Origin of the sequence: Modestobacter muralis (assembly GCF_010682105.1) — a bacterium.
GTDB classification, from domain to species: domain Bacteria; phylum Actinomycetota; class Actinomycetes; order Mycobacteriales; family Geodermatophilaceae; genus Modestobacter; species Modestobacter muralis.
In genome coordinates this window covers 56,575-80,865 of the sequence record NZ_JAAGWH010000010.1, presented here as the reverse complement: position 1 = coordinate 80,865, position 24,291 = coordinate 56,575, and the positions used below count along the sequence as shown (strand labels likewise).

The window sequence follows — 24,291 nt, the reverse complement described above, 5'->3', positions numbered from 1 at the left end:
GGATGCCCTGGCTGACCTCGACCGACTACCGCTCGGACGTCAAGCTGCTGCGGGCCGACAGCGTCGTCGACCCCGAGCTGCACTTCTCCTCCCGGGTCCCGGTGCCGGCATGACCGCCACCGACCTGGGCGCCACCACCGCCGACCGGTTCGTCGACCTGCCCGCCGGCCCGCGGATCTGCTACCGCGTCGAGGGCCCCGACGACGGCGTCCCGCTGCTGCTGATCGCCGGGCTCGGCATCGACCTCACCTCCTGGCCGCAGCGGATGGTCGACGGCTTCACCGCCCGCGGGTTCCGCGTCGTCCGGTTCGACAACCGGGACATCGGGCGCTCCAGCCAGATCGGCACCCCCCGCCCCGGGCGGCTGCGCCAGCTGCTGGCCCGGCCCCGCGCCGACGCCTACGACCTGGCCGACATGGCCGCGGACGCGTTCGGCCTGCTGGAGCACCTGGCCGTCGAGCGGGTGCACCTGGTGGGGATGTCGATGGGCGGGATGATCGCCCAGACGCTGGCCGCCCGGCACCCCGAGCGGGTCGCCAGCCTGACCTCGATCTTCTCCACCACCGGCGACCGCTCCGTCGGCCAGCCCGCCCGGTCGACGCTGCTGCGGCTGGCGAAGGGTCCCTCGCCCACGGTCGAGGACTCCGTCGAGCGGCACCTGGGCATGCTGGCGCACATCGGCTCATCGACCCTGCTGCCCGACGAGGAGCTCGAGCGCGCCTGGGCCACCGGGTTCTGGGAGCGCGGCGGCGGCGTCCGCGCCCGGGCTGGGGTGCCCCGGCAGATCGGCGCCATTCAGGCCTCCGGCGACCGGACGGCCGAGGTCGCCTCGATCACCGCGCCGACGCTGGTCGTGCACGGGTCGACCGACCGGATGGTGCACCCCACCGGCGGCCGGGCCACCGCGGCCGCCGTCCCCGGTGCCAGGTTCGTCGAGATCGCCGGCATGGGCCACCACCTGGCCCCCGGTGTCGTCGACCGGCTGGTCGACCTCACCACCGAGCTGGCCCGGAGCACCGGCGCCCCGCTCCCCACGACAGGAGACCCGCGATGAGCAGGACCCCGAAGAACAGCGTCCGCGGCAAGGTCGCCGTCGTCACCGGGGCCGGGTCGGGCATCGGCCGCGAGCTGGCCCTGCAGCTGGCCCGCCGGGGCGCGCGGCTGGCGCTGTCCGACATCGGCGCGACCGGGCTGGCCGAGACCGCCGCCCGGGCCCGCGCACTGGGGGCCGAGGTGCACACCGCCACCCTCGACGTCACCGACCGGGCCGCGGTGCTCGCCTACGCCGAGACGGTGGCCGGCCACTTCGGCGTCGTGCACCAGGTCTACAACAACGCCGGGGTCGCCGGCGGCACCACCGTGCTGGACAGCGACTGGGCCGACTACGACCGCATCTGGGGCGTGAACCTCTTCGGCGTGCTGCACGGCACCAAGGCGTTCCTCCCCCACCTGGTCGCCTCCGGCGACGGGCACGTGGTCAACGTGTCCAGCCTCAACGGCTTCATGGCGCAGGGCTCGATCAACGCCTACAGCGCGAGCAAGTTCGCCGTCCGCGGGTTCACCGAGGCGCTGCGCCAGGAGATGCTGCTCGCCGGGCACCCGGTGCAGGTGACCGTCGTCCACCCCGGCGGAGTGCGCACCAACATCGCCACCGCCGCGCTCGAGGTCTCCCGGGCGCGGGGCGACGAGGTCACCGCCGAGGACGAGGCCCGCACCCGCTTCTACAACGAGAAGCTGCTGCGGATGCCGGCCGAGCAGGCCGCCCGGATCGTCGTCGACGGCGTGGAGGCCGGGCGGCCCCGGGTGCTGGTCGGCAACGACGCGAAGGCCGTCGACCTGCTGGTGCGGCTGTTCCCGGCCTCGTACCCGCGGATCGCGGCCCGGCTGCAGCAGCGCCGACAGCGCCCCTGAGCTCAGACCTCCCGGCGGGCGCGCACGGCCGCGGCCAGCTCGGCCAGCAGCCGCTCGGTCGTCGGGAGGTCGACGCAGGCGTCGGTGACGCTCTTGCCGTACTCCAGCGATCCCGGGTGCGCCTGGTCGAGGTCCTGCCGGCCCTCGACGAGGTTGCTCTCGATCATCACGCCGCGCAGCGCCCGCTCACCGCCGGCGATCTGGCCGGCCAGGTCGGCGACCACGCCGGCCTGGCGGCGGTGGTCCTTCTGGCTGTTGCCGTGCGAGGCGTCGACGACGACCACCTCGGGCAGGCCGCGCGCGGCCAGCGCCTGCTTCGTGGCGGCGACGTGGGCGGCGGAGTGGTTGGGGCCGTCCTTGTCCCCGCGCAGGATCACGTGGGCGGTGTCGTTGCCGGTGGTCGACAGCTGCGCGGTCACCCCGTGGCCGTCGACGCCGAGGAACTCGTGCGGGGCCCGGGCGGTGAGCACGGCGGAGATGGCCGCGCCGATGCTGCCCTCCGGTGAGTTCTTGAAGCCGATGACCGAGGAGAAGCCCGAGGCCCTCTCGCGGGCGGTCTGGTCGGTGACGTTGCGGGCCCCGACGCCGTTGTAGGTGACCAGCCCGTTGACGTACTGCGGGGTGAGGGCGTTCAGCGGCTCGGCCGCGACCGGCACGCCCAGGGCGGTGATCGCGCGCATGAGCATGCGGGTGGCGACCAGGCCGACGCTGATCCGGCTGGAGCCGTCGAGGAAGGGGTCGTAGGCGAAGCCCTTCCAGTCGACCTCGGTGCGCGGCTTCTCGGTGTAGGTCCGCATCAGGACCTCCAGGTCGGCCCCGTGCCGCGCCCGCATCGCGGCGATGAAGCCGGCGTACTCCACGGCGGCGGCCGGGTCGTGGATCGAGCACGGGCCGGCGATCACGGTCAGCCGGTCGTCGGTGCCGCGGACGATGTCGCCCACGGCACGCCGCGCGGCCCGGGTGGTCGCCGTGGAGGCCGCCGGCAGCGGGACGACGGTGGCGACCGCGGCCGGGGTGACCACGACGCTCAGGCCGGTGATCCGGGCGTTGACCAGGTCGGTGTCGTCCACGTCGTCCACCCCGCCGGTGCCCAGCTGCGCCACGACGCCGGGCAGCAGCTCGGCCAGCGTGGCGTCGATCTGCTGGTTCACCCGCGTCTGCAGGTCCAGCAGGTGGTCGGCGATCCGGGTGGCCTCGGTGAGGATCTGGTCAGCGGGGGGCGGCGCCTGGTCCATGGGGCGAGTCTCCCGGTACGCCCCGCGGACCTGCGACCGGGTCCGCGGGGCGCACCCCGGGTCAGCCGGCCGCCGCCGCGGTGCGCGCCAGGTGCAGCCAGGTGTCGACGACGGTGTCCGGGTTCAGCGACATCGACCCGATCCCCCGCGCCACCAGCCACTCGGCGAGGTCGGGGTGGTCGCTGGGCCCCTGGCCGCAGATGCCCACGTACTTCCCCCGCGCCAGGCAGGCGCTGATCGCCATCTCCAGGACGGCGAGGACCGCGGGGTCCCGCTCGTCGAAGCTGCCGGCGACCAGGCTGGAGTCGCGGTCCAGGCCGAGGACGAGCTGGGTCATGTCGTTGGAGCCGATGGAGAACCCGTCGACGTGGTCGAGGAAGGCGTCGGCCAGCAGCGCGTTGGAGGGCAGCTCGCACATCATCACGACCTTCAGGCCGTTCTCCCCGCGCCGCAGGCCGTGCTCGCCGAGCAGCCGGACCACGCCCTCGATCTCGGCGACGGTGCGGACGAACGGGATCATGATCTGCACGTTGGTCAGGCCCATCTCGTCGCGCACGTACCGCAGCGCCTCGCACTCCATGGCGAAGCACTCGGCGAAGTCGGCCGACAGGTACCGGGAGGCCCCCCGGTACCCCAGCATCGGGTTCTCCTCGTGCGGCTCGTAGGCCTCCCCGCCGAGGAGGTTGGCGTACTCGTTGGACTTGAAGTCGCTCATCCGCACGATCACCGGCTCGGGCGCGAACGCCGCGGCGATCATCGAGATGCCCTCGGCGACCCGGGACACGAAGAAGTCCCGCGCCGAGGGGTAGGCGACGATCCGCTCGGTGATCTGCGCCTTGAGCGCGGGGTCGAGGGTGTCCAGCTCCAGCAGGGCGCGGGGGTGGATGCCGATCTGCCGGTTGATGACGAACTCCAGCCGGGCCAGGCCGACGCCGGCGTGCGGCAGCCGGGAGAAGGCGAAGGCCTGCTCCGGCGTCCCGACGTTCATCATGATCTTGGTGGGGATCTCCGGCATGGCCTCCAGCGAGGTCTCGCTGACCTCGAAGTCCACCGCGCCGGCGTACACCAGGCCGGTGTCGCCCTCGGCGCAGGACACGGTGACCGGGTCGCCGTCGTGCAGCGAGCGGGTCGCGGACCCGGTGCCGACGACGGCGGGGATGCCCAGCTCGCGGGCGATGATCGCCGCGTGGCAGGTGCGCCCGCCGCGGTTGGTGACGATCGCCGACGCCCGCTTCATGATCGGCTCCCAGTCCGGGTCGGTCATGTCCGCGACCAGCACGTCACCGGGGGCGAAGGAGTCCATCTGGTCGATGTCGGACAGCACCCGCACCGCACCCGCGCCGATTTTCTGCCCGATCGCCCGCCCCTCGGCCAGCACCTCACCGGTCCCGGTGAGCCGGTACCGCTCGGTGACGTTCCCGGAGCGGGACTGCACGGTCTCCGGGCGGGCCTGCAGCACGAACAGCTCGCCGGTGAGCCCGTCCTTGCCCCACTCGATGTCCATCGGCCGGCCGTAGTGCTCCTCGATCCGCACGGCCTGCCGGGCCAGCTCGGTGACCTCGGCGTCGGTGAGGGACAGCAGCCGGCGCTGCGCGGGGTCGACGTCGACGAACTCCGTCGTCCGGCCCACCTCGGCGTGCTCGGTGTAGACCATCTTGGTGGCCTTCTCCCCCACCCCGCGCTTGAGCACCGCCGGCCGGCCAGCGGCCAGCGCGGGCTTGTAGACGTAGAACTCGTCGGGGTTCACCGCGCCCTGCACGACGCCCTCGCCCAGCCCGTAGGCGGAGGTGATGAACACGGCGTCCCGGAAGCCGGACTCGGTGTCCATGGTGAACAGCACGCCCGAGGCCCCGAGGTCCGACCGCACCATCCGCTGCACGCCCGCCGACAGCGACACCGCCTCGTGGTCGAAGCCGTGGTGCACCCGGTAGGCGATGGCCCGGTCGTTGTAGAGCGAGGCGTAGACCTCCCGCACCGCCTGCAGCACCGCGTCGATGCCGCGCACGTTGAGGAAGGTCTCCTGCTGCCCGGCGAAGGAGGCGTCCGGGAGGTCCTCGGCGGTGGCGCTGGACCGGACGGCGAAGGACATGTCGGCGTCGTCCCCGGCCAGCTGTGCGTAGGCGGCCCGGACGTCGGCCTCCAGCGACGGCGGGAAGGGCTGCTCGACCACCAGCCGGCGGATCTCCGCACCCGCGGCGGACAGCGCGCGGACGTCGTCGGTGTCCAGGGTGCGCAGCCGGTCGGCGATCCGGGCGGCGAGGCCGGTGTCGCCGAGGAAGCGCTGGTAGGCCGAGGCGGTGGTGGCGAACCCGTCGGGGACGTGCACCCCGGCGTCGGCCAGCTGGGAGATCATCTCCCCGAGCGAGGAGTTCTTGCCGCCCACCACCTCCAGGTCGGCCAGCCCCAGCTCGGCGAACCACCGGACGTTGTCCTCGCCTGCGGGGTCCTCGCGTACGTCTGCGTGTGCGGTCTCGGTGCTCATGCGGTGTGGTCCTTCCTCATCGGGCGGGGCGGGACGGCGTGGGCGCGCCCGGGCGGCGGCGCCGCCGGGCCAGGGTCTGGACGACCACCGCGGCGATCTCCTCGACGGAGGCCGCAGAGGTGTCGACGGTGGGCAGGTCGTGGGTGTCGTACATCGCCGTCGCCCGGCGCAGCTCGGAGCGGCACTGCTCCTCCGAGGAGTAGCGGGAGTCGGGGCGGCGCTCCTGGCGCACCCGGCTGAGCCGGGCCACCGTGGTGGTCAGCCCGAAGCACCGGTCGGCCAGCTCGCGGACCGGGCGGGGCAGGTCGGTGGTGCCCAGGTCCTCCTCGACCAGCGGGTAGTTGGCGACGAACAGGCCGTGCTGCAGGGCCAGGTACATCGCCGTCGGGGTCTTGCCGCACCGCGACGGCGCGAGCAGGACGACGTCGGCGCGCTCCAGGCCACGGGGGCTGAGCCCGTCGTCGTGCTCGATGGCGAACTCGATGGCCGCCATCCGGTCGTTGTAGCGCCGGACGTCACCGACCCCGTGCAGCCGGCGGGCCTCACGCAGCCCGGGCGCGCCGAGCTGGGCCTCCACCCGGGCCATGTGCAGGCCGAAGAAGTCGATGACCGGGGCCCGCGTGCGCAGCAGCTCGGCCCGCACCTCCTCGACCGCGGCGGTGAGGAAGACCAGGGGCTGTACCGGGCCGTCCATCGCCTCGTCGACCTGGGCGACCACCTCGCGGGCCTGCTCGACGGTGGCGATGAACGGCACGAGCGTCCGGTCGAAGTGCAGGTCGGGGAACTGGATGAGCAGCGCGTTGCCCATCGTCTCGGCGCTGATCCCGGTGCTGTCGGACAGGAAGAACACCGGGACGACGTCGGTGGGGCCCACTGCTGGCGGGCCGGTCACCGGGCGGGCCGGGGAGGTCGTCGGGCGGGTCGGGTCAGGGGCACCCTGCACCTCTGTTCACGCGTCGGGGCACGGACCGGTCGCCGGCTGCTGCCGGACCCGCCGCACGGCCGGTCCGGGAGACGCCGGGCCCCAGCCTAGTAGGACGAACTAGACGTCATGAGGTGCAGCGCACGCCGGGAGCCGTCAACAGGGGACGCCGGCCCGGCTGCTGTGGACCCACGGGTCCGCCGGTGTCACACCGACCCCACCGGCACCTGTCTTCCAGCGTGTCACCTGCACGTTCACTCCGGTCCCATCCCGCGCACGGACAACTTGTGCCGAAGCGGACCAGTCCGTCTCGTCCACGTCCACAGAGACGGGGCCTCCGATGGCCCCCTACTCTCAGTTCCAGCACAGCAGCGCAGGGTCGTCAGTCCACTGGCCCCGCGTCCCTAGACCCGCCATCGAGAGGCACGACGATGACCCTGGCCCAGCGCTCCCCCGCTACCGCCCTCCCCCGTCAGGCCACCTACGGCCGCGTCCCGACCCCGCGCCCCGCCGTCCCCGGCGCCCGCATGCAGCCCGGCTTCGCCCCCGTCGGCCAGCGCCCCGCGCCGATGCAGCCCGTCCGCCCGATGACCGAGCGCCCCGCCCCGCGCCCGGCCGTCCAGTTCATGACCGTGGCCGAGGTCGCGGCGATCATGCGCGTGTCGAAGATGACCGTCTACCGCCTCGTGCACAACGGCGAGATGGCCGCCGTCCGCGTCGGCCGCTCCTTCCGGGTCCCCGCGCCGGCCGTCCGCGAGTACCTCGACGGCGCCCGCACCGACGCCGCCTGACTCCAGCTCCACCCGCCGTCCCGACCGGGACGGCGCGCCGATCGGTTCCCGGGACACGGGGCCGTGGTGCCAGGGTGCCCGGGTGACCGCGCACCCGACCGGACCCGCCGATGCGCTCGCCGGGACCTTCCGGCGGTACGCCGAGGCGGCGAGCACGTCACCGCTGGACCGCCACACCGCACTCGCCCTCAGCGCGTCCCCCGCCGCGCTGCACGCCCTGACCGCGCTGCCCGCCCGCCGGCGTTCCCCGGCCGTCCTCCTGGCAGCGCTGCACGACCTGGCCCTCGCCGGCCGCGCACCGGCACTGGCCGCCGCCCACGCCGCGGCCGACGGTGCCGCCACCGCGGACGCGGCGGTCGCCACGCTGCTGGAGCTGACCGACGCGGTCGCCACCACCGTCGCGCACCGCAGCCCGGCCACGATGGGCCTCGCGCGGTGCGCGGTCCTCCACCCGGCCGTCGCCGAGGCCGTTTCCCGGGTCGGTGCACCGGCCGTCGGGCTGGTCGGCCTGGGCACCCCCGCCGGCCTGGACGTGCACCTGGACCGGGTCGGCCTCGGCTACGACCCCGGGCCGTCGCTGGGCGATCCGTCCTCCCCCGTCCAGCTGTCCACCCCGGTCGTCGGGCCCGGCCGGGTCCCGGCACGGGCGCTGCCCGAGGTCGTCACCCGCGTCGGCGTCGACCGCGACCCACTGGACCCCACGGACCCCGACGACGTCCGCTGGCTGCGCGCCTGCGTGGCGCCGGACCGCCTACACGAGGCCGCGCAGCTCCGGTCCGCGCTCGACGTCGCGGCGGCCGCTCCCCCGCTGCTGCTGCGCGGGGACCCGCTCGCGCTGCTGCCCGAGGCCGTCGCCCGGGTACCCGCAGGCGCGCTGCCCGTCGTCCTCACGGCGTGGGCGCTCTCCCGGCTCACCCCGGCCCGTCGCCGGGAGCTGCTGCGACGCCTGGCGGAGGTCGCGGCCGGCCGGACGGTCGCGTGGGTCTCCGTCGAGGGGGTCGGGGTCGCACCCGGCGTCCCGACGCTCGGCGACCGCCCGGCGTCGGGACACAGCACCGTCGGTCTGACGGTGTCCACCGGGACCGGGCTGCACGCCACGGTGCTCGGCCGCTGCTGGTCGCGGGGGCGCCTGCTGTCCTGGCTGGCCGCGTAGCCGCTGCGTGCCGCGGGACTCGGCGGCACAGGACTGGTCGGCATGGCGGGCTCCTCACCACCGGGGGGGCCGGTGGGACGTCGATGACCGGGGGACGTCGCCCAGTCCAGTCGCGCGCCCGTTGCCACGGCGTCTGCAGATCCGCACACGCCCACGACACGTCCCCTCGGCCCGGCCGGTGAGCGAGGCCACGACATGCCCGGTGCCGCGACGGCGTTGACGCCGGCATGACCGTCCGCAAGACCGCCGTCACCGCCGTCCCGCTGCACCCGCTGCTCGCCGAGCGCTGGAGCCCGCGGGGCCTGGACGCCACGCACGAGCTCACCCAGGACCAGCTCACCGCCGTCCTCGAGGCCGCCCGCTGGTCGCCGAGTGCGAGCAACACCCAGCCGTGGCGCTTCGCGGTGGCCCGCCGCGGCACCCGCACCTTCGACGACGTGCGCGACGCGCTGGCCCGCGGCAACCAGCTGTGGGCGCACGCGGCGTCCGCGCTGGTCGTGGTGGCGGCCGAGACCACCGGCCCGGACGGCGCGCCCCGCCCGTGGGCGGTCTACGACACCGGCCAGGCCGTGGCGCACCTGTCGGTCCAGGCCCAGCACGAGGGGCTGGTGCTGCACCAGCTCGGCGGCTTCGACCGCGACCGGGTCGCCGCGCTGCTCGGCCTGCCTGACCAGGTGCAGCCGCTCGTCGTCCTCGCGCTGGGCCGCCACGCCGCGGGGGCCGAGCTGCCCGAGGCGCTGGCCGCCCGGGAGGTGGCGCCGCGTGAGCGACTGCCGCTGGACGCCCTGCTCCTCCCGCTGCCCGAGGACCCCGCCGCCTGACCCACGGGTCAGCCCGCGGTCACCGCCTCGCGGCGGCTGCGCAGGGCGAGGACGGTCGTCGGGACCAGCGTGAGCGCCGCGACGCACGTGCCCACCACGGCCGGGCCGACCGCGCCGAGCCCGGACTCCAGGGCCCGGCCGGCGGCCAGCGAGCCGACCGCCGTCCCGAGGTTGTAGGCCGACACCGACAGCGCGACGCCCAGCGTGGCCGCCACCCCGGCGGAGCGGACCGCCAGCGCGGACAGCACCGGGTTGGCGCTGAGCCCCAGCAACCCGAGCAGGACCAGCAGCAGCACCGTCGGCACGGCGGAGGTGGACAACAGGCAGGTCGCCACCAGGACGACGGCGGTCGCCGCCGCGACCCCGATCGTGGTCGCGTGCGGGTGGTCGTCGCCGAGCCGGCCGCCGACGACCGTCCCGACCAGCGACCCGACGCCGAAGCCGACGAGCACCAACGGCACCCAGCCCGCGGCCACGCCCGCCCGGTCGGTGAGCAGCGGGGAGACGTAGGAGTAGACCGACAGCACGCCGCCGGTGGTGGTCGCACACGCCGCCAGCACCAGCCACAGCCGGCCCGACCGCAGCGCGCCCAGCTCCGACCGCAGGGTCACCGGCTGCCGGTCGGCGTCCTCGGGCGGCACGCTGCGGACGATGAGCGGCACAGCGGCCAGGGCGAGGACCGCGAGGGCCCAGAACGGCCCGCGCCAGCCCGACAGCTGCCCGGCGAACGCGCCCAGCGGCACGCCGGCGACGTTGGCCAGCATGCCGCCGGCGCCGACCAGACCGAGTGCCCGGGCGCCGGCGCCCGGGCCGGCCGCGCGGGTGGCGACCACGGAGGCGACCGACCAGAAGGCGCCGGCAGCCCAGGCGGTGACGAACCGGGCGGCCAGCAGCACCGGGAAGCTGTCGCCCAGCGCGACGACGACGTGCCCGGCCGCGAAGACCGCCAGGGCCAGCACCAGCGTCACCCGGGCGGGCAGCCGGCGGGTCAGCAGCGCCATCGCCGGCGAGCCGACGATCATGCCGGCCGCGAAGACGGTGATCAGCAGCCCGGCCTGCGCCACGCTCACCTGCAGGTCGCCGGCGATCTCCGGCAGCAGGCCGGCGACGACGAACTCGGTGGTGAGCATCAGGAACGTGCCGACGGCGAGCACGTACACCACGACCGGCATGCGCCCCGGCGGGGCCGCCGTCGCCGTGCCGGTGGCCGGAGCCGCCGTCACCGCAGGCTGGCCACGTCGATGACGAACCGGTAGCGGACGTCGGAGGCCAGCACCCGCGCGTAGGCCTCGTTGACCTGGGCCGCCTCGATGACCTCGACCTCGGCGCCGATGCCGTGCTCCGCGCAGAAGTCGAGCATCTCCTGGGTCTCGGCGAGGCCACCGATCATCGACCCGGCGAAGGTGCGGCGGCCGCCGATCAGCGACATGACGTTGACGCCCAGCGGCTCAGCGGGGGCGCCGACGTTGACCAGCGCGCCGCCGACGGCCAACAGCGACAGGTGGGCGTCGACGTCGATCGGCGCGCTGACGGTGTTGACGATCAGGTCGAACCGGCCGGTCAGGGTGGCGAAGGTGTCCGGGTCGCTGGTGGCGAAGTACGCGTCGGCGCCCAGCCGCAGACCGTCCTCCTGCTTCTTCAGGGACTGGGACAGCACGGTCACCTCGGCACCCATGGCCGAGGCCAGCTTGACCGCCATGTGGCCGAGCCCGCCCAGGCCCACGACGGCGACCCGCTTCCCCGGGCCGGCACCCCAGTGGCGCAGCGGGGAGTAGGTCGTGATGCCGGCGCACAGCAGCGGCGCGGCGGCCGCGGAGTCGATGCCCGCGGGTACCCCCAGGGCGAAGTCGGCGTCCACCACGACGTGGGTGGAGTAGCCGCCCTGGGTCGTGGTGCCGTCCCGGTCGACGGCGGCGTAGGTGCCGACCATGCCGCGCAGGCAGTACTGCTCGTCGCCGGCCAGGCAGTTGGTGCACTCCCGGCAGGAGTTGACCATGCAGCCGACGCCGACCCGGTCGCCGACGCGGTGGGTGGTGACGTCGGTGCCGACCTCGGTCACCAGGCCGACGATCTCGTGGCCGGGCACGACCGGGAAGGGCTGCGGGCCCCAGTCGCCGTTGACGGTGTGGATGTCGGAGTGGCAGATGCCGGCGTGCGTGATCTCGATCAGCACGTCGCGCGGGCCGACGTCCCGGCGCTCGACGGTGGTGGGGGCCAGGGGCTCGCCGGCGGCGGGGGCGGCGTAGGCGTTGACGCGCATGAGGGTCTCCAGGTGCTCAGTGGGTGGGGGTGTACTCGGCGTCGGTCACCGGCGTCAGCCAGTGCACGACGGCGTGGTCGTCGCTGGCCTCGTTGATCGCCAGGTGGACCATCAGCCGGTCCGGGGCAGCACCGTGCCAGTGCTCCTCGTCGGCCTCGAAGAACACGCGGTCGCCGGGGCGGATGACCTCGACCGGCCCGCCGCGGCGCTGGCACAGGCCCACGCCCTCGGTGACGAACACGGTCTGGCCGAGGGGGTGGCGGTGCCAGTGGGTGCGCGCCCCGGGCATGAAGTGCACGAGGTTGGCGGTGACCCGGGACGGCGCGGGGGCGGCGGCGACGGCGTCGATGTAGACGTCGCCGGTGAACCAGTCGGCCGGGCCCTTCAGGGTGTCGGTGGAGCTGCGGGTGATCTGCACGGTCGTCCCTCGGGAATCGGTGGTCGGTCGGTCTCCACCGAACGCCTGCGGACGCGCGCCTGGGAGGGCGGGTCTGTGGGGGGTAGGAGCTCGACCCCCCACGCCGCGTGCCACGTCGTAGCGTCGAGGGGGTGGACAACCGCGCCGACATCCGCGACTTCCTCACCACCCGGCGGGCCCGGATCACCCCGCAGCAGGCCGGGCTGCTCGCCGGCGGTGGACGGCGGCGCGTGCCGGGGCTGCGGCGCGAGGAGGTCGCCGTCCTCGCCGGTGTGAGCACCGACTGGTACACCCGGCTGGAGAAGGGCCACATCGCCGGCGTGTCCGAGGACGTGCTCGAGGCCGTCGCCCGGGCGCTGCAGCTGGACGAGGCCGAGCGCACCTACCTGTTCGACCTGGCCCGGGCGGCCCGCCCGAGCCGCACACCCCAGCGCCGGGCGCGGGCCGCCCTCCCGCCGCGGGTGCAGTGGATGCTGGACACGATGACCGGCTCGGCCGCGTTCGTCGCCAACGGGCGGCTCGACGTCCTGGCCACCAACACGCTGGGCTGGGCGCTGCACTCACCGATGTTCAGCGGCGCGCGCCGGCCGGTGAACTTCGCCCGGTTCCAGTTCCTCGACCCGGCCGCGCACGACTACTACGAGGACTGGGACGGCGCCACGGCGATCACCGTGGCGCTGCTGCGCGCCGAGGCCGGCCGCCGTCCGCACGACACGGCGCTGCGCGAGCTCGTCGGTGAGCTGTCCACGGTCAGCGAGGAGTTCCGCACCCGCTGGGCCGCCCACGACGTCCGCATCCACCACGACGGCGCCAAGCGGTTCCACCACCCCGTCGTCGGTGACCTGGAGCTGGGCTACTGCACCCTCGACCTGCCCGCCGCGGGGTCACCGGACCTGCGGCTGACCATCTACACCGCCCAGCCGGGGACGCCGTCCGAGGACGGGCTGAAGGTGCTGTCCAGCTGGGCGGCGACCCAGGCGGCCACCGGCGCCGACCAGCCCGCCCCGGCGGGCGACCGCTCCTGACCGCGAGCGGGACGACGGCGCCGCGGCCGGCCTAGAGCGGGTCGAGCAGGCGCTGCAGGAACTGCCGGGTGCGGGCCTCGCGCGGCTCGACGAGCACCTCCGAGGGCGGGCCCTGCTCCACGACCACGCCGCCGTCGAGGAACAGCACCTGGTCGGCGACCTGACGGGCGAAGCGCATCTCGTGGGTGACCACGACCATCGTCCAGCCCTCAGCGGCCAGTGACTGCATCACCCGCAGCACCTCACCCACGAGCTCGGGGTCCAGGGCGCTGGTGGGCTCGTCGAAGAGCACGACCTTGGGCTTGGTGGCCAGTGCGCGGGCGATGCCGACGCGCTGCTGCTGCCCGCCGGACAGCTGCACGGGGTAGGAGTCGGCCTTGTCGGCCAGACCCACCCGCTCCAGCAACGCCCGGGCCTCCTCCCGCGCCTCGGCCTTCGACCGGCCCTGGGCGAACACCGGCCCGGAGGTCACGTTGTCCAGCACGGTCAGGTGCGGGAACAGGTTGTGCGCCTGGAAGACCATGCCGCTCTGGCCGCGCAGCCGGGCGACCGCGCGTGCGTCGGGCCGGCTCCCGCAGTCCAGCTGCACGTCGCCGATCCGGACCGTGCCGGCCTCGGGCATCTCCAGCCCGTTGAGGCTGCGCAGCACCGTCGTCTTGCCCGAGCCCGAGGGCCCGATCAAGCAGGTGACCGACCCGGCCGGCACTGTGACGTCGATGCCGCGCAGCACGCGGTTGTCGCCGAAGGACTTGACCAGCCCGCGGGCCTCCAGCAGCGGGGCGCTCATACGGCCACGTGCCGGGACAGCTTGGTCTCCAGCCGGGTCTGACCGAAGGACAGCACGAGGCACACCACCCAGTAGTAGACGGCGGCGACGCCGTAGAGCGTGAAGAAGGCGAAGCTCGGCGCCGCGATCTCCTGGGCCTTCCGCAGCAGCTCGGTCACCAGGATCACCGAGACCAGCGAGGTGTCCTTGACCAGCGAGATGAGCGTGTTGCTCAGCGACGGGACGGCGATGCGCGCGGCCTGCGGCAGCACCACCCGCCGCAGTGTCGTGACCCGGCCCATCCCCACGGTCATCGCCGCCTCCCACTGCCCGCGCGGCACCGCGAGGATCGCCCCCCGCACCGCCTCGGAGGCGTAGGCCCCGACGTTGAGCGACAGCGCGATGATCGCGCTCGGCCAGGGGTCCAGCGTGATCCCGAGCGAGGGCAGGCCGAAGAACACGATGAACAGCTGCAGCAGCAGCGGGGTGCCGCGGATGACCGAGACGTAGGCCCGCGCGGGGGCGGAGACCAGCCAGTTGCCCGACAGCCGCATGAGCGCGACCACCACGGCGATGACCAGCCCGAGGGCGAAGGTCGCGGCCGTCAGCGGCAGCGTGCCCGTGACCAGCCCCCCGAACAGGGGGCCGAGGCTGCTGCGGACCAGGTCCCAGTCGATCGCGTTCACTCCTGGCTGACGTCCTCGCCGAAGTACTTCTCCGAGATCTGGGTCAGCGTGCCCTCGGTGCGCAGCTCGTCCAGGGCCCCGTCGACCTTCGTCTGCAGCTCGGTCTCGTCCTTGCGGAAGAGCAGCGCCGACTGGCTGTCGTCGTCGATCTCGGCAGCGACCTTCACGTCCTGGTCACCGGTGCTCTTCTGGTACTCCAGGAAGGCGAGGCTGTCGTTGACGGTGACGTCGACGCGGGACTGCTTGAGCAGCGTGATCGCCTGCGTGAAGCCCTCGACGGCCTCGATCTTCGCACCGGCACCGGTGGCGACCTCGGCGAAGTTGCTGGTGGTCGACTGCGCGCTGGTCTTGCCCGCGATGTCGGCCAGCGAGCTGACGCTGGTGTCGTCGGCCCGGGTGATGACCACGCCGTTGGAGTACGTGTAGGGCGTGGAGAAGAGGTACTTCGCCTCGCGCTCGGGGTTGACGCCGATCTGGTTGGCGATGACGTCGTACCGGCTGGCCTCGAGGCCGGCGAAGATCGAGTCGAACTGCGTCTCGCTGAACTCGACCTCCATGCCCAGCTTCTCGCCCACGGCCTTCGCCACCTCGACGTCGTAGCCGGTCAGCTCGTTGCCGTTGGCCGGGTCGTGGAAGGAGAAGGGCGCGTAGGTGCCCTCGGTGGCGACGCGCAGGACCTCACCCGAGCCGCCGCCGCTGGCACTGCCGGCGTCGTCGGAGTCGCCGCCGCAGGAGCTGAGCAGCAGGGCGGTGGCGAGGGCGGCGGTCAGGGTCAGGCGGGTGCGCACGGTGGTCTCCGGGGGTCATGAGGTCAGGACGTTCGTCGGCGGGCAGGGGCGGTGGTCCTGCCGCCAGGGGGAACCGCTGCCGCGTCGGAGCATTCCGCCACGTGGCCGGTCCCACAACCTGATCGATCTGGTGCAGTGTGCCGCCGCCCGCGGGGTCGGCGCCGGGACGCCCGGTCCCGGCCCCCGACCGCACCGGTGGTCGGTGCGCGGAGCCGCCGGCGGTCACTCCGGGGTGCCCCCCGCCCAGACGATCGGCACGCCCATCCGGACGAGCCGGGAGACGACGGCGTCCTCGGCCGGCGCGTCGGTGACGACGCCCGCCACGGCAGCCAGCGGCAGGACGGCGAACCGGGACGCCGCACCGATCTTCTCGGTGCTGGCCAGGACGTAGGTCTCCGCCGCCCGCCGGGACAGCGCCCGCTTCATCGCCGCCTCGTCGGCGTCGCCGGTGGTCAGGCCGCTGTCCGGGTGCACGCCGGTGACGCCCATCAGGAACAGGTCGGCGTGGACGACCTCGGCCGCCTCCACCGCCGCAGCTCCCGAGGCGACCGCCGAGTGCTTGAACAGCCGGCCTCCCACCACGTAGACCTCGACCGTCGGGTGGTCGACGAGCGCGGCGGCGACGGTGGGGCTGTGCGTGACGACCGTGGCCCGGAGGTCACGCGGCAGGGCGTGGACCACCGCGAGCGCGGTCGTCCCGCCGTCCAGCACGACCGTGTCGCCGGGCTCGATCAGCGCAGCCGCCGCGGCGGCCACCCGCGCCTTGCTGTCCACGGCCACCCCGCGGCGGGTCCCGTAGTCCGCCACCGCCGGCGAGGACGGGACGGCCCCGCCGTAGACGCGCTGGCACAGACCCGCGGCGGCCAGCTCCCGCAGATCGCGCCGGACGCTGTCCTCGCTCACCCCGAGCTCGGCAGCGACGTCCTTGGCGATGACCCGCCCGTCCCGGCGCAACCGGTCCAGCAGCAGGTCGCGACGTTGGGGCACCAGCATCTGTCTTCTCTCCCGTCTGCAAGGTGCTTCCGAGTGTTGCACGTTTGTGCATAGTCTGTCGCCATGACCTCGATTCTGCGAGCGATGCTCGTCCTGCTCACCGCGTCCCACCGCCCGGGCACCGGCAACGACCCCGCCCCGATGGCCACCGACCCGACCACCCTGCACGAGGCGGCCCGGCCCCTGACCCCGGCCGGCCACCGCCTCGGGGGCGTCCCCGGCGTGACCGCACGGGCCGCCGCGTGAGCGCCCCGGCGCGCCCGGTGCCCGGCGTCGACGTCCCGGACGAGCGGGGCCGCACCGGGCTCGACCGGGTCGGCCGGGACCTCACCGGCAACCCCGACGTCCGGGTCACCGACGTCGAGGTGCTCGCCGCCGCCTGGCACGTCCTCCGCCGCACCACGCTCCAGGTGCGGGGCGCAGACGGCAGCTGGCGTCCCCAGCAGCGGGAGACCTACGACCGGGGCAACGGTGCCACCGTGCTGCTGTACGACCCCGACCGCCGGACCGTGCTGCTGGCCCGTCAGTTCCGCTACCCGGTGTACGTCAACGGCCATCCCGACGGGATCCTGCTGGAGACGGCTGCGGGCCTGCTGGACGACGACGACGCGGCGACCGCCATCCGCCGCGAGGCGGCCGAGGAGCTGGGCGTGCAGATCGGCGAGCTGGAGCCGGTGTTCGAGGTCTACATGAGCCCGGGCTCGGTGACCGAGCGGCTGCACTTCTTTGCCGCGCCCTACTCGGCCGCCACCCGGGCCGGGCGGGGCGGTGGGCTCGCCGAGGAGGGCGAGGACATCGAGGTCTGCGAGCTCCCCTTCGACACCGCGCTCACCCAGGTCGCCGACGGCCGGATCGCCGACGCGAAGACGATCATGCTGCTCCAGTGGGCCGCGCTGGCCGGGCCGTTCGCCGTCCCGCGGGGATGACCGGGCCGTCCTGCTGGAGGCCGACCGCGGGCCGGAGGCGCCGGGGCCGCGGACCGGCCACGGGTGACTGGTGCCGACTGCCGACGGCCCCACCGGCCGGCACGGGGAGCGGGGCACCATCGTCCCGGGGGGCCGAGGTGCCGACAGCGTCGGCAGGGCGACTCCGAGGTGGTCGGACGGCGAGGGGAGACGGGTGCGTGACCGGTCGGGCCTGCGTGAAGCGGCGGTACCGCGACGAGGCGACGGCGGAGCTGGCGCTGGCACGCATCCGGTATGCCGGTGACGAACGCGAGAAGACACCGCAGCGCACGTACCGGTGCCCGCGGTGTCGCGGATGGCACCTGACGTCCTGGCCGGAGTGACGCCGGCCGGCCGGGTCCGCGGCGGGGTGGCCCGGCGCGACCGGCCGGCTCAGCCGCCGGCCGGCTCCCCCTCCCGCTCCGGTGCGGTCGGCCCCGCCGCCAGCGCGCTCGGCCACCAGATGCGGTCCCCGAGCAGGTGGACGGCGGCCGGCACCAGCAGCGAGCGGACGACGAAGGTGTCGATCAGCACGCCGACGCCGACCAGGAAGCCCAGCTGGACGAGCAGCACCAGCGGCAGCACGGTGAGCGCCCCGAACGTGGCGGCCAGGACCAGCCCGGCGCTGGTGATCACCCCGCCGGTGACGGTCAGCGCCCGGGTGATGCCCGCCCGCGTACCGTGCCGCATCGACTCCTCGCGGGCCCGGGTCATCAGGAAGATGTTGTAGTCGATCCCCAGCGCGACCAGGAAGACGAAGCCGATCAGCAGCACCTGCGGGTCGCTGCCCGGGAAGTCGAAGACGTGCTCGAACGCCAGCGCGCCCAGGCCGACGGTCGCCGCGGTGCTCAGCGCGACGGTCGCGACCAGCAGCAGCGGCACCACGACGGCCCGCAGCAACAGCGCCAGGACGACGGTGATCACCAGCAGCACCAGGGGCACGATCACCGCCAGGTCGCGGGCCGCGGTCTCCTGGGTGTCCAGGTCCTGCGCCGTCGTCCCGCCGACGAGGGTGCCGGGGTCGAGGCCGCGCAGCGTCGTCCGCAGCTCCGCGACGGTGGACTGGGCGGCGGCGCTGTCGGGTGCGTCGCCGAGGGTGGCGTCCAGCCGCACCAGCCCGGCGGACTCGACGGGCTCCCCGCCGCCGGCCCCGGGCGGCCCGGCCTCGCCGGTGAACGGGACGACGTCGACCACGCCGGCGACGGAGCCCGCGGCCGCGGCGACGTCCGGCCAGCCGTCGACCGGGGTGAGGATGCTGGCCGGGGTGGCCGAGCCGGCGTCGTAGTGGCGGGCGAGGGCCTGCTGGCCGGCCGCCGACGGCGAGCCCCCGCGCACCGCCTCGGACAGCGGGATGCCGCTGTCGTCGAAGGTGGGCAGGAACGCGGCGAGGGCGAACAGCCCGACCAGCGTCCACGCCAGCACGCGGGCCGGGCGGCGGCCGACCGCGGTGGCCACCCGCTCCCAGCCGCGGCCGTGCTGCTGTGCGTCGCCGTACCGCGGCCGGAACGGCCAGAACGCCGCGCGACCGAACAGCACGAGCACGGCCGGCAGGAAGGTCAGCGCGGCCAGCATGGCGAAGGCGATGCTCACCGCGGAGATCGGGCCGAGACCCCGGTTGGAGCCCAAGTCGGAGAACAGCAGGCACAGCACACCGAGGACGACGGTGCCGCCGCTGGCGACGATAGGCTCCCAGGACTGCCGGAGCGCCACCCGCATGGCCGTGGAGCGGGACTCCTCCAGCCGCAGCTCCTCCCGGTAGCGGGCCACCAGCAGCAGCCCGTAGTCGGTGGCCGCACCGACGACGAGGATCGACGCGATGCCCTGGCTCTGCCCGTTGACCGTGATCCAGCCCCGCTCGGCGAGCAGGTAGGCGACCGCGAGGGAGACCACCAGCGCCATGCCCGCGGTGCTGATGACCAGCAGCGGCAGCAGCGGGCTGCGGTAGACCACCAGCAGGATCAGCAGCACGACGCCGAACGCGGCCAGCAGGAGGAGTCCGTCGATGCCGGAGAAGCCCGCCGCGAAGTCGGAGAACGTCGCCCCGGGGCCGGTGACGTGGGCGGTGGTGCCCGCGACGGCAGGCAGCGCGCGCAGCTCGGCGACCACCTCGCCCAGCGTGTCGCCCAGGTCCGGGCTGAACGGCAGCACCGCCTGCACCGCGAGGCCGTCCGAGGACGGGATCGGCGGGGACGCCTCGCCCGCCAGGACACCGGCCTCCTCGGCGACCGCGACCGCGTCCCCGAGGCGCCGGCCCACCTCGGTGAGCGCAGCCTCCTCGAGCGCGCCGTCCTCGCTCTCCCAGAGCAGGACGACCGGGAGGGCGCGCTCGGTGCGGAACCCGGCCTGCAGCTCGGCGACCCGGGTCGACTCCGCGCTGTCGGGCAGGAAGACGGCCGAGTCGTTCTCCGACACCTCGGCGAGCTTGCCGCCGAACCCGCCCAGCGGGCCGGCGAGGCCCAGCCAGAGCAGGGCGATGACGGCGGGGAGCAGCCAGCGGAGTACAGATGTGCGGCGGGGCATCGGTGTCCTCGGGGAGAAGTCTCGATCGTCGAGAGACTTCACCGTACGACGGACGACGACCGACGGCGAACGGAGGTGCCCGGTGACGGACGACCGAGGCGAGCAGCAGGCCGGTGACCGGGCCGGTGACCGGACCAGGGCCCAGCTGGACATCGCACTGCTGCTCCGGAGGCTGACCGTCGAGCTCGATGCGGTGGGCGCCCGGTTCGCCACCGCGCACGGGCTGAACCGGACCGACGTCCGTGCGCTGGTCGCGGTCATGGACGCCGCGCGCAGCGGGCAGCCGATCACCGCCGGCCGGCTCGGCGAGGCGGTGGAACTCGCCTCGGCCTCGACCACCGCGCTGCTGGACCGGCTGGAGCGGGTGGGCCACCTGCGCCGCGTCCGTGACCCCGGGGACGGACGCCGCGTGGTGCTGGAGATGTCGGAGTCGGCGATGACCGCCGGCGCCGAGCACTTCGGTGGGCTCCAGCGGGCGCTGGGCGCGGCGATGTCGGGCTACAGCGAGGAGGAGCTGGCGCTGGTCTCCCGGTTCCTCACCGACGTCACCGACGCCGCCGGCCGCTACGCCCGCACCACCGACGAACCGGACCCGCGGGGCAGCTGACGGTCGGTGCCCTCGGGGAGCCGGGCGGCCGGGACGAGCTGGGCGCGGGCCCGGTCGCCGGTGAGGGCGCGCAGGGCCTCCCCCAGCGCGGCGACGTCCGCCAGCGGGGTGGCCGAGCTGCAGCTCACCCGCACCGCGCCGGGCAGCCGGTCGGCACGGCCCACCCGGGCGTCGTCGTGGAACTGCTGCACCTCGGCCGTGGAGAGGCCGAAGAGCCGGCTCAGGTAGGGGTGGGCGCAAAAGCACCCGTTGCGGACACCGATGCCGTGCTCCCGGGCCAGCCGCTGCGCGACCTCCTCGTGCGGCATGCCGTCGAGCACGAAGCTGACCACCGGGAGCCGGTCGCCGGTGGTGGGCCCGAGCCGGTGCAGCCCCGGGACGGTGGCGAGCTCGGCGTCCAGCGCGTGGACGAGCAGGTCCTCGTGCCGCCGGTTGCGCGGGCCTGCGGCCATCAGCTCGTCGGCGGCAGCGGCCAGGGCCACCGCGCCGAGGACGTTGGGCGTGCCGGCGTCGTCCCGGTCGGGGGTGTCGGCCCAGACGACCTCGGTGTCCGAGACCGCCTTCACCGCCCCGCCCCCGACCAGGAAGGGCTCACCGCCGACGAGCAGCCGGCGGTCGACGACCATGCCGCCGGCACCGAAGGGCGCGAACATCTTGTGCCCGGACCACACGAGCACGTCGATCCCGAGGGCGGCCATGTCGACCGGGCGGTGCGGCACCAGCTGCGCACCGTCGACGACCACCAGCACCCCGCGGGCCCGGGCCGCCGCGGCGAGGCCGGCGAGGTCGGGCATCCAGCCGGTGACGTTGGACGCCCCGGACACCGCCAGCACGCGCGGCGCGGGCCGCTCGTCGAGCGCGGCGACCACGGCGTCGACGGAGTAGGTGCCGGACCGGTCGACGTCGACGACCCGGACCTGCGCGTGCCGCCGCCAGGGCAGCAGGTTGGCGTGGTGCTCGACCGCGGTGCTGACGACGACGTCGTCCCGGGTCAGCCCCAGCCGGAAGGCGATCTGGTTGAGGCCCTCGGTGGTGTTCTTCGGGAACAGGCCCACGTGCGTCGCCGGGTCGGCGCCGACGAAGCGGACGATCGTCTCCCGGGCCTGGTCGTACCGAGCGCTGCTGACCTGGGACTTCACGCCGGCTCCCCGGTGCACGCTGGAGTACCAGGGCAGGAACTCCTGCACGGCCCGGGCGACACCCGCCGACGCCGAGGTGGTCGCCGCGGCGTCCAGGTCGACGTAGCGGCGCAGCTCCCCGCCGACCAGGACGCTCAGGTCGGCGCCGACGAGGGGATCGTGCGGGGAGAGGTCCCCTGTGCCGAACAAGGCCGTCATCGCCACCGCGCTCCCGTCCTGACCGGCCACCGCCCCGGCGACCACCCGGAGCCTCCCACCGTCGACCCCCGCGGACGGCCGACGACACCGCGCGTCCGTGCAGCTCCCGGAGGAGAGGTCCTGCGGAGGCCGGCACGGGGTGCTGCTGCCTACGCTGACGACGTGTTCTTCCTCTTCGGCTTCGGCACCAAGCAGCGCGACCTCGGCCCCGGGGCGGTCCGCACCTGCCCCAACTGCGGCAACACGTCGACGTGGGCGCGGGTGCAGGAGTCCCGGCAGCTCACGGTGTTCTTCGTCCCGGTCGCCCGGTGGGGGCGCAGGCAGCTGGAGGTCTGCACCATCTGCAGCACCGCCGTCGAGGTCTGAGCCGGACGACGGGCAACCCTCCCGCGCCGGCGCCGCGACGTCCGCTGCGGGCGCGACGTCCTCGCGGGGTGCATCCACCTCAGGGACGGGACCGGCCGGCCCGGTGGAGCACCAGGGCCAGCTGCAGGCGCAGGCGACCGGCGGGTGAGTGGACGTCCCACCCGAGTGCGGCCTCGGCGTGCTGCAGGCGGTCCTGCAGGGTGGAGTGGTGCACGTGCAGGGTCCGGGCCGCGTCCCGCAGGCTGCTGCTGGTGGCGACGGCGTCGAGGGTGGCGAGCACCCACGGCCCGGTGGCCGCGGCGTGTGCCAGCGCCTGCACGTCCGGCACCGGCCGACCGTCCGCGGCGCGCACGAGCAGCGACAGTGACCCCAGCTGGTCGGCGTGCACCACCCGCGGCCCGGGGTCCTCGGCGGTGCCCTCGGCGGTCAGCCGCAGCGCCAGCCGGGCCAGCTCGCCCGAGGCCGGCAGCTCCGCCACCGCCACGGCCGGTCCGACCCCGGCCCGGTCTCCCCCGGTCACGACGGCATCGGCCCCGACCACCAGCGTCCGGCCCCCGGCCAGGGCCACCACACGGGCCGTGGCCGTGACGCCCAGGCGCCGGGCAGCGGCCAGCCGGTCGGCCTCGGGCGCCGCGGCGTCGACGAGCAGCTCGACCGAGGCGGGGTCCTCGACGGGTGCGTGCGACCGGGTGCGCTGGAGGACGGAACGGGCGGCGGCGGCGGCCCGCTCCAGGACGACGGCCTGCACCGTGCCCGCGGGGCCGGACTGCTCCAGCCAGAGCAGCACGCCGGGAGCGGCCACCTCGGCCGACGGCCACGCCGGGTCGACGGCGTGCTCCCCGGCTGCCTCGACCACGCCGTCGGGGAGCACCCGCACGACCAGCCCGCGGGCGGGGTCGACCAGCCGGGCGGGGCAGCCGGCCAGCGCGGCGGCGCCCCGCACGATGGACTGCAGCCCAGCGCGCGCCTCGAGCAGGGCGTCGAAGTGGCCCACCACCCGGACCGCCGCGCCCGCCTCGGGGTCCAGGGCCGCGAGGCGGAGCGCGAGGTCGTTCACCAGCTCACTGTGGACCTCGTGGCGGCTGGTGACCAGGCCCGCCGGTCACGGGGCGAGCAGGCGCCGCAGCCAGCGCAGTCGCGCCGCCCGCGCCTCCTGCGAGATCCCCGCCCCGGGCGCGAAGGTGTCGAAGCCGTGGCAGCCGCCGGGCCACACGTGCAGCTCGGCGATCCCACCGGCCTGCCAGATGCGCGTGGCGTAGGCGATGTCCTCGTCCCGGAAGGTCTCCGTGCTGGCGACGTCGACGAAGGCCGGCGGCAGGCCGGACAGGTCGGTCGCCCGGGCGGGGGCGGCGTACGGGGAGACGTCCGGGCCGCCACGGTCGGCACCCAGCAGCGCCGTCCAGCCGGTGTCGTTGGAGACCTGGTCCCACACCCCGACCCCGGCCATCTGGTGGGCGGAGAAGGTGTCGTTGCGGTCGTCGAGCATCGGGTAGATCAGCAACTGGCCGGCGAGGGCGACGTCACCGCGGTCGCGGGCCATCAGGGCCAGGGCCGCGGCCAGCCCTCCCCCGGCGCTGGCACCGGCCACCACGATGCGGTCGGGGTCGATGCCCAGCTCGGCTGCGTTGCGGGCCGTCCACAGCAGCGCGGCGTAGCAGTCCTCGACCGGCCCGGGGTGCGGGGTCTCCGGGGCGAGCCGGTAGTCGACGGAGACGACGGCGAGCTGCAGCTCCGCGGCCCAGTCCATGATCTCGGCCAGACCGGTCCGTGCGTCGCCGATCACCATCCCGCCGCCGTGGGTGTGCAGCACGGCGGCGACCGGTGCGGCAGCCCCGACCGGCAGACACACGATCACCTCGACGTCCGGCGCTCCTGCCGGGCCGGGCACCGACCGGGTGCTGACGGTGAACGTGCCGCCGCGGCCGAGCTCCTCGTCGGTGATCGAGGGCAGCGCCGGGTTCGGCTGGCGCAGCACGGGGATCAGGTCGGCGGTGAGCGAGGAGGGCATCACCCCGGCCAGCACCTGCAGCACGGCGGCGATCTCGGGGTCGAACGGCGGACGGGGAGCTCCCACTCCCCGCTGCTCGGTCGTGTGCGGGGCGCTGGGTGACGTCGTCGTCACATGGTCTCCTCGGGACGGGCGGTCGCGAGTGACCGCGGTCACCATGCTCGTGGGCAGTCCGGCGCGGCACCAGCGCCACGTGGCGGGCGGTCCCCGCCAGGTGGCGGTCCGCCCGCCTGCGCCGCCTCCCGAGCAGGGAGCAGC

General features: G+C 74.8%; 24 protein-coding genes. 10 read left to right on the top strand and 14 right to left on the bottom strand.

The genetic code is table 11. The annotated features are described in order from the left end of the window. Positions 1–109 precede the first annotated feature (109 nt). Both GCU67_RS03135 and GCU67_RS03130 read left to right on the top strand, forming a co-directional pair. On the top strand, positions 110–1,054 hold the full coding sequence (locus tag GCU67_RS03135) for an alpha/beta fold hydrolase (protein ID WP_163609625.1): 945 nt from the start codon (positions 110–112) through the stop codon (positions 1,052–1,054). Continuing rightward, a complete protein-coding gene (locus GCU67_RS03130; RefSeq protein WP_163609624.1) occupies positions 1,051–1,911 on the top strand; it encodes an SDR family NAD(P)-dependent oxidoreductase in 861 nt (286 codons plus the stop codon). Before GCU67_RS03135 ends, GCU67_RS03130 begins: the two co-directional genes overlap by 4 nt. A gap of 2 nt (positions 1,912–1,913) precedes the next feature. Here GCU67_RS03130 and GCU67_RS03125 read toward each other — a convergent pair whose 3' ends face one another. From GCU67_RS03125 to GCU67_RS03115, 3 genes are all read right to left on the bottom strand, one after another. Further along, positions 1,914–3,146, bottom strand: coding sequence for a 3-deoxy-7-phosphoheptulonate synthase (locus GCU67_RS03125; protein ID WP_163609623.1), 1,233 nt, complete (start codon positions 3,144–3,146; stop codon positions 1,914–1,916). Positions 3,147–3,207: 61 nt separating this feature from the next. Further along, positions 3,208–5,628, bottom strand: a complete 2,421-nt coding sequence (gene ppsA / locus GCU67_RS03120) for a phosphoenolpyruvate synthase (RefSeq protein ID WP_163609622.1) — start codon at positions 5,626–5,628, stop codon at positions 3,208–3,210. Between the two features lie 16 nt (positions 5,629–5,644). Further along, positions 5,645–6,571 carry a pyruvate, water dikinase regulatory protein gene (locus GCU67_RS03115; RefSeq protein WP_338104732.1) on the bottom strand — a complete coding sequence of 309 codons (927 nt, stop codon included), beginning with the start codon at positions 6,569–6,571 and terminating at the stop codon, positions 5,645–5,647. A gap of 410 nt (positions 6,572–6,981) precedes the next feature. Between GCU67_RS03115 and GCU67_RS23115 the strand changes: the two genes are divergently transcribed. The 3 genes from GCU67_RS23115 to GCU67_RS03100 all read left to right on the top strand — a co-directional run bounded on the left by GCU67_RS23115 (position 6,982) and on the right by GCU67_RS03100 (position 9,315). Then, positions 6,982–7,341 (top strand): helix-turn-helix domain-containing protein, encoded by a 360-nt coding sequence (locus GCU67_RS23115; protein WP_246214502.1) that lies wholly within the window; start codon positions 6,982–6,984, stop codon positions 7,339–7,341. An 82-nt stretch (positions 7,342–7,423) separates the two neighbouring features. Next, positions 7,424–8,494, top strand: coding sequence for a DUF2332 family protein (locus tag GCU67_RS03105; protein WP_163609621.1), 1,071 nt, complete (start codon positions 7,424–7,426; stop codon positions 8,492–8,494). A 227-nt stretch (positions 8,495–8,721) separates the two neighbouring features. Continuing rightward, complete coding sequence (locus GCU67_RS03100; protein WP_163609620.1) at positions 8,722–9,315, top strand: nitroreductase family protein; 594 nt, start codon at positions 8,722–8,724, stop codon at positions 9,313–9,315. 8 nt (positions 9,316–9,323) lie between these two features. Here the strand turns inward: GCU67_RS03100 and GCU67_RS03095 are convergent, their stop codons facing one another. The 3 genes from GCU67_RS03095 to GCU67_RS03085 are packed head-to-tail and all read right to left on the bottom strand — an operon-like array spanning position 9,324 to position 11,993. After that, a complete protein-coding gene (locus GCU67_RS03095; protein WP_338104731.1) occupies positions 9,324–10,538 on the bottom strand; it encodes an MFS transporter in 1,215 nt (404 codons plus the stop codon). Further along, a complete protein-coding gene (locus tag GCU67_RS03090; RefSeq protein ID WP_163609619.1) occupies positions 10,535–11,575 on the bottom strand; it encodes an NAD(P)-dependent alcohol dehydrogenase in 1,041 nt (346 codons plus the stop codon). The genes GCU67_RS03095 and GCU67_RS03090 overlap by 4 nt, the downstream gene beginning before the upstream one ends. A gap of 16 nt (positions 11,576–11,591) precedes the next feature. Then, entirely contained in the window at positions 11,592–11,993 is a 402-nt protein-coding gene (locus GCU67_RS03085; RefSeq protein ID WP_163609618.1) for a (R)-mandelonitrile lyase, read from the bottom strand. Positions 11,994–12,124: 131 nt separating this feature from the next. Between GCU67_RS03085 and GCU67_RS03080 the strand changes: the two genes are divergently transcribed. After that, a complete protein-coding gene (locus GCU67_RS03080) occupies positions 12,125–13,018 on the top strand; it encodes an MmyB family transcriptional regulator (RefSeq protein WP_163609617.1) in 894 nt (297 codons plus the stop codon). Between the two features lie 31 nt (positions 13,019–13,049). Here the strand turns inward: GCU67_RS03080 and GCU67_RS03075 are convergent, their stop codons facing one another. From GCU67_RS03075 to GCU67_RS03060, 4 genes are all read right to left on the bottom strand, one after another. Next, on the bottom strand, positions 13,050–13,805 hold the full coding sequence (locus GCU67_RS03075; RefSeq protein ID WP_163609616.1) for an amino acid ABC transporter ATP-binding protein: 756 nt from the start codon (positions 13,803–13,805) through the stop codon (positions 13,050–13,052). Beyond that, positions 13,802–14,470 (bottom strand): amino acid ABC transporter permease, encoded by a 669-nt coding sequence (locus GCU67_RS03070; protein WP_338104730.1) that lies wholly within the window; start codon positions 14,468–14,470, stop codon positions 13,802–13,804. Before GCU67_RS03070 ends, GCU67_RS03075 begins: the two co-directional genes overlap by 4 nt. Further along, positions 14,467–15,258, bottom strand: a complete 792-nt coding sequence (locus GCU67_RS03065) for a transporter substrate-binding domain-containing protein (protein ID WP_163609615.1) — start codon at positions 15,256–15,258, stop codon at positions 14,467–14,469. The genes GCU67_RS03070 and GCU67_RS03065 overlap by 4 nt, the downstream gene beginning before the upstream one ends. A gap of 222 nt (positions 15,259–15,480) precedes the next feature. Further along, on the bottom strand, positions 15,481–16,251 hold the full coding sequence (locus GCU67_RS03060) for a DeoR/GlpR family DNA-binding transcription regulator (protein WP_163609614.1): 771 nt from the start codon (positions 16,249–16,251) through the stop codon (positions 15,481–15,483). Positions 16,252–16,314: 63 nt separating this feature from the next. Between GCU67_RS03060 and GCU67_RS03055 the strand changes: the two genes are divergently transcribed. Together GCU67_RS03055 and GCU67_RS03050 are read left to right on the top strand one after the other, a co-directional pair. Then, positions 16,315–16,497: a hypothetical protein gene (locus tag GCU67_RS03055; protein ID WP_163609613.1), complete on the top strand. Its 183-nt coding sequence runs from the start codon at positions 16,315–16,317 to the stop codon at positions 16,495–16,497. Next, positions 16,494–17,177 (top strand): NUDIX domain-containing protein, encoded by a 684-nt coding sequence (locus GCU67_RS03050; RefSeq protein ID WP_163609612.1) that lies wholly within the window; start codon positions 16,494–16,496, stop codon positions 17,175–17,177. The genes GCU67_RS03055 and GCU67_RS03050 overlap by 4 nt, the downstream gene beginning before the upstream one ends. Before the next feature lie 411 nt (positions 17,178–17,588). On the opposite strand, the gene GCU67_RS03045 is transcribed toward GCU67_RS03050, so the two are convergent. Continuing rightward, positions 17,589–19,715 carry an MMPL family transporter gene (locus tag GCU67_RS03045; RefSeq protein ID WP_163609611.1) on the bottom strand — a complete coding sequence of 709 codons (2,127 nt, stop codon included), beginning with the start codon at positions 19,713–19,715 and terminating at the stop codon, positions 17,589–17,591. 82 nt (positions 19,716–19,797) lie between these two features. On the opposite strand from GCU67_RS03045, the gene GCU67_RS03040 reads away from it, so the two are divergent. Continuing rightward, positions 19,798–20,322, top strand: a complete 525-nt coding sequence (locus GCU67_RS03040) for a MarR family winged helix-turn-helix transcriptional regulator (RefSeq protein ID WP_338104729.1) — start codon at positions 19,798–19,800, stop codon at positions 20,320–20,322. Here the strand turns inward: GCU67_RS03040 and GCU67_RS03035 are convergent. Continuing rightward, positions 20,280–21,659, bottom strand: coding sequence for an aminotransferase class V-fold PLP-dependent enzyme (locus tag GCU67_RS03035; RefSeq protein ID WP_163609609.1), 1,380 nt, complete (start codon positions 21,657–21,659; stop codon positions 20,280–20,282). The two genes, GCU67_RS03040 and GCU67_RS03035, sit on opposite strands and share 43 nt — an antisense overlap. 162 nt (positions 21,660–21,821) lie before the next feature. Here GCU67_RS03035 and GCU67_RS03030 point away from each other — a divergent pair, with 162 nt between their 5' ends. Beyond that, entirely contained in the window at positions 21,822–22,025 is a 204-nt protein-coding gene (locus GCU67_RS03030) for a zinc-ribbon domain-containing protein (RefSeq protein ID WP_163609608.1), read from the top strand. Positions 22,026–22,104: 79 nt separating this feature from the next. Here the strand turns inward: GCU67_RS03030 and GCU67_RS22665 are convergent, their stop codons facing one another. Both GCU67_RS22665 and GCU67_RS03020 read right to left on the bottom strand, forming a co-directional pair. Continuing rightward, positions 22,105–23,082, bottom strand: coding sequence for a helix-turn-helix domain-containing protein (locus GCU67_RS22665; RefSeq protein ID WP_163609607.1), 978 nt, complete (start codon positions 23,080–23,082; stop codon positions 22,105–22,107). A gap of 45 nt (positions 23,083–23,127) precedes the next feature. Further along, complete coding sequence (locus GCU67_RS03020) at positions 23,128–24,147, bottom strand: alpha/beta hydrolase (protein ID WP_338104728.1); 1,020 nt, start codon at positions 24,145–24,147, stop codon at positions 23,128–23,130. Positions 24,148–24,291: the final 144 nt, after the last annotated feature.

What these genes read in the sequence shown, in the direction of transcription:
- GCU67_RS03135 (WP_163609625.1), top strand. Translation starts at nt 110, where the DNA reads ATGACCGCCACCGACCTGGGCGCCACCACCGCCGACCGGTTCGTCGAC.
- GCU67_RS03130 (WP_163609624.1), top strand. Translation starts at nt 1,051, where the DNA reads ATGAGCAGGACCCCGAAGAACAGCGTCCGCGGCAAGGTCGCCGTCGTC.
- GCU67_RS03125 (WP_163609623.1), bottom strand. Translation starts at nt 3,146, where the DNA reads ATGGACCAGGCGCCGCCCCCCGCTGACCAGATCCTCACCGAGGCCACC.
- ppsA (WP_163609622.1), bottom strand. Translation starts at nt 5,628, where the DNA reads ATGAGCACCGAGACCGCACACGCAGACGTACGCGAGGACCCCGCAGGC.
- GCU67_RS23115 (WP_246214502.1), top strand. Translation starts at nt 6,982, where the DNA reads ATGACCCTGGCCCAGCGCTCCCCCGCTACCGCCCTCCCCCGTCAGGCC.
- GCU67_RS03100 (WP_163609620.1), top strand. Translation starts at nt 8,722, where the DNA reads ATGACCGTCCGCAAGACCGCCGTCACCGCCGTCCCGCTGCACCCGCTG.
- GCU67_RS03090 (WP_163609619.1), bottom strand. Translation starts at nt 11,575, where the DNA reads ATGCGCGTCAACGCCTACGCCGCCCCCGCCGCCGGCGAGCCCCTGGCC.
- GCU67_RS03075 (WP_163609616.1), bottom strand. Translation starts at nt 13,805, where the DNA reads ATGAGCGCCCCGCTGCTGGAGGCCCGCGGGCTGGTCAAGTCCTTCGGC.
- GCU67_RS03060 (WP_163609614.1), bottom strand. Translation starts at nt 16,251, where the DNA reads ATGCTGGTGCCCCAACGTCGCGACCTGCTGCTGGACCGGTTGCGCCGG.
- GCU67_RS03055 (WP_163609613.1), top strand. Translation starts at nt 16,315, where the DNA reads ATGACCTCGATTCTGCGAGCGATGCTCGTCCTGCTCACCGCGTCCCAC.
- GCU67_RS03045 (WP_163609611.1), bottom strand. Translation starts at nt 19,715, where the DNA reads ATGCCCCGCCGCACATCTGTACTCCGCTGGCTGCTCCCCGCCGTCATC.
- GCU67_RS03035 (WP_163609609.1), bottom strand. Translation starts at nt 21,659, where the DNA reads ATGACGGCCTTGTTCGGCACAGGGGACCTCTCCCCGCACGATCCCCTC.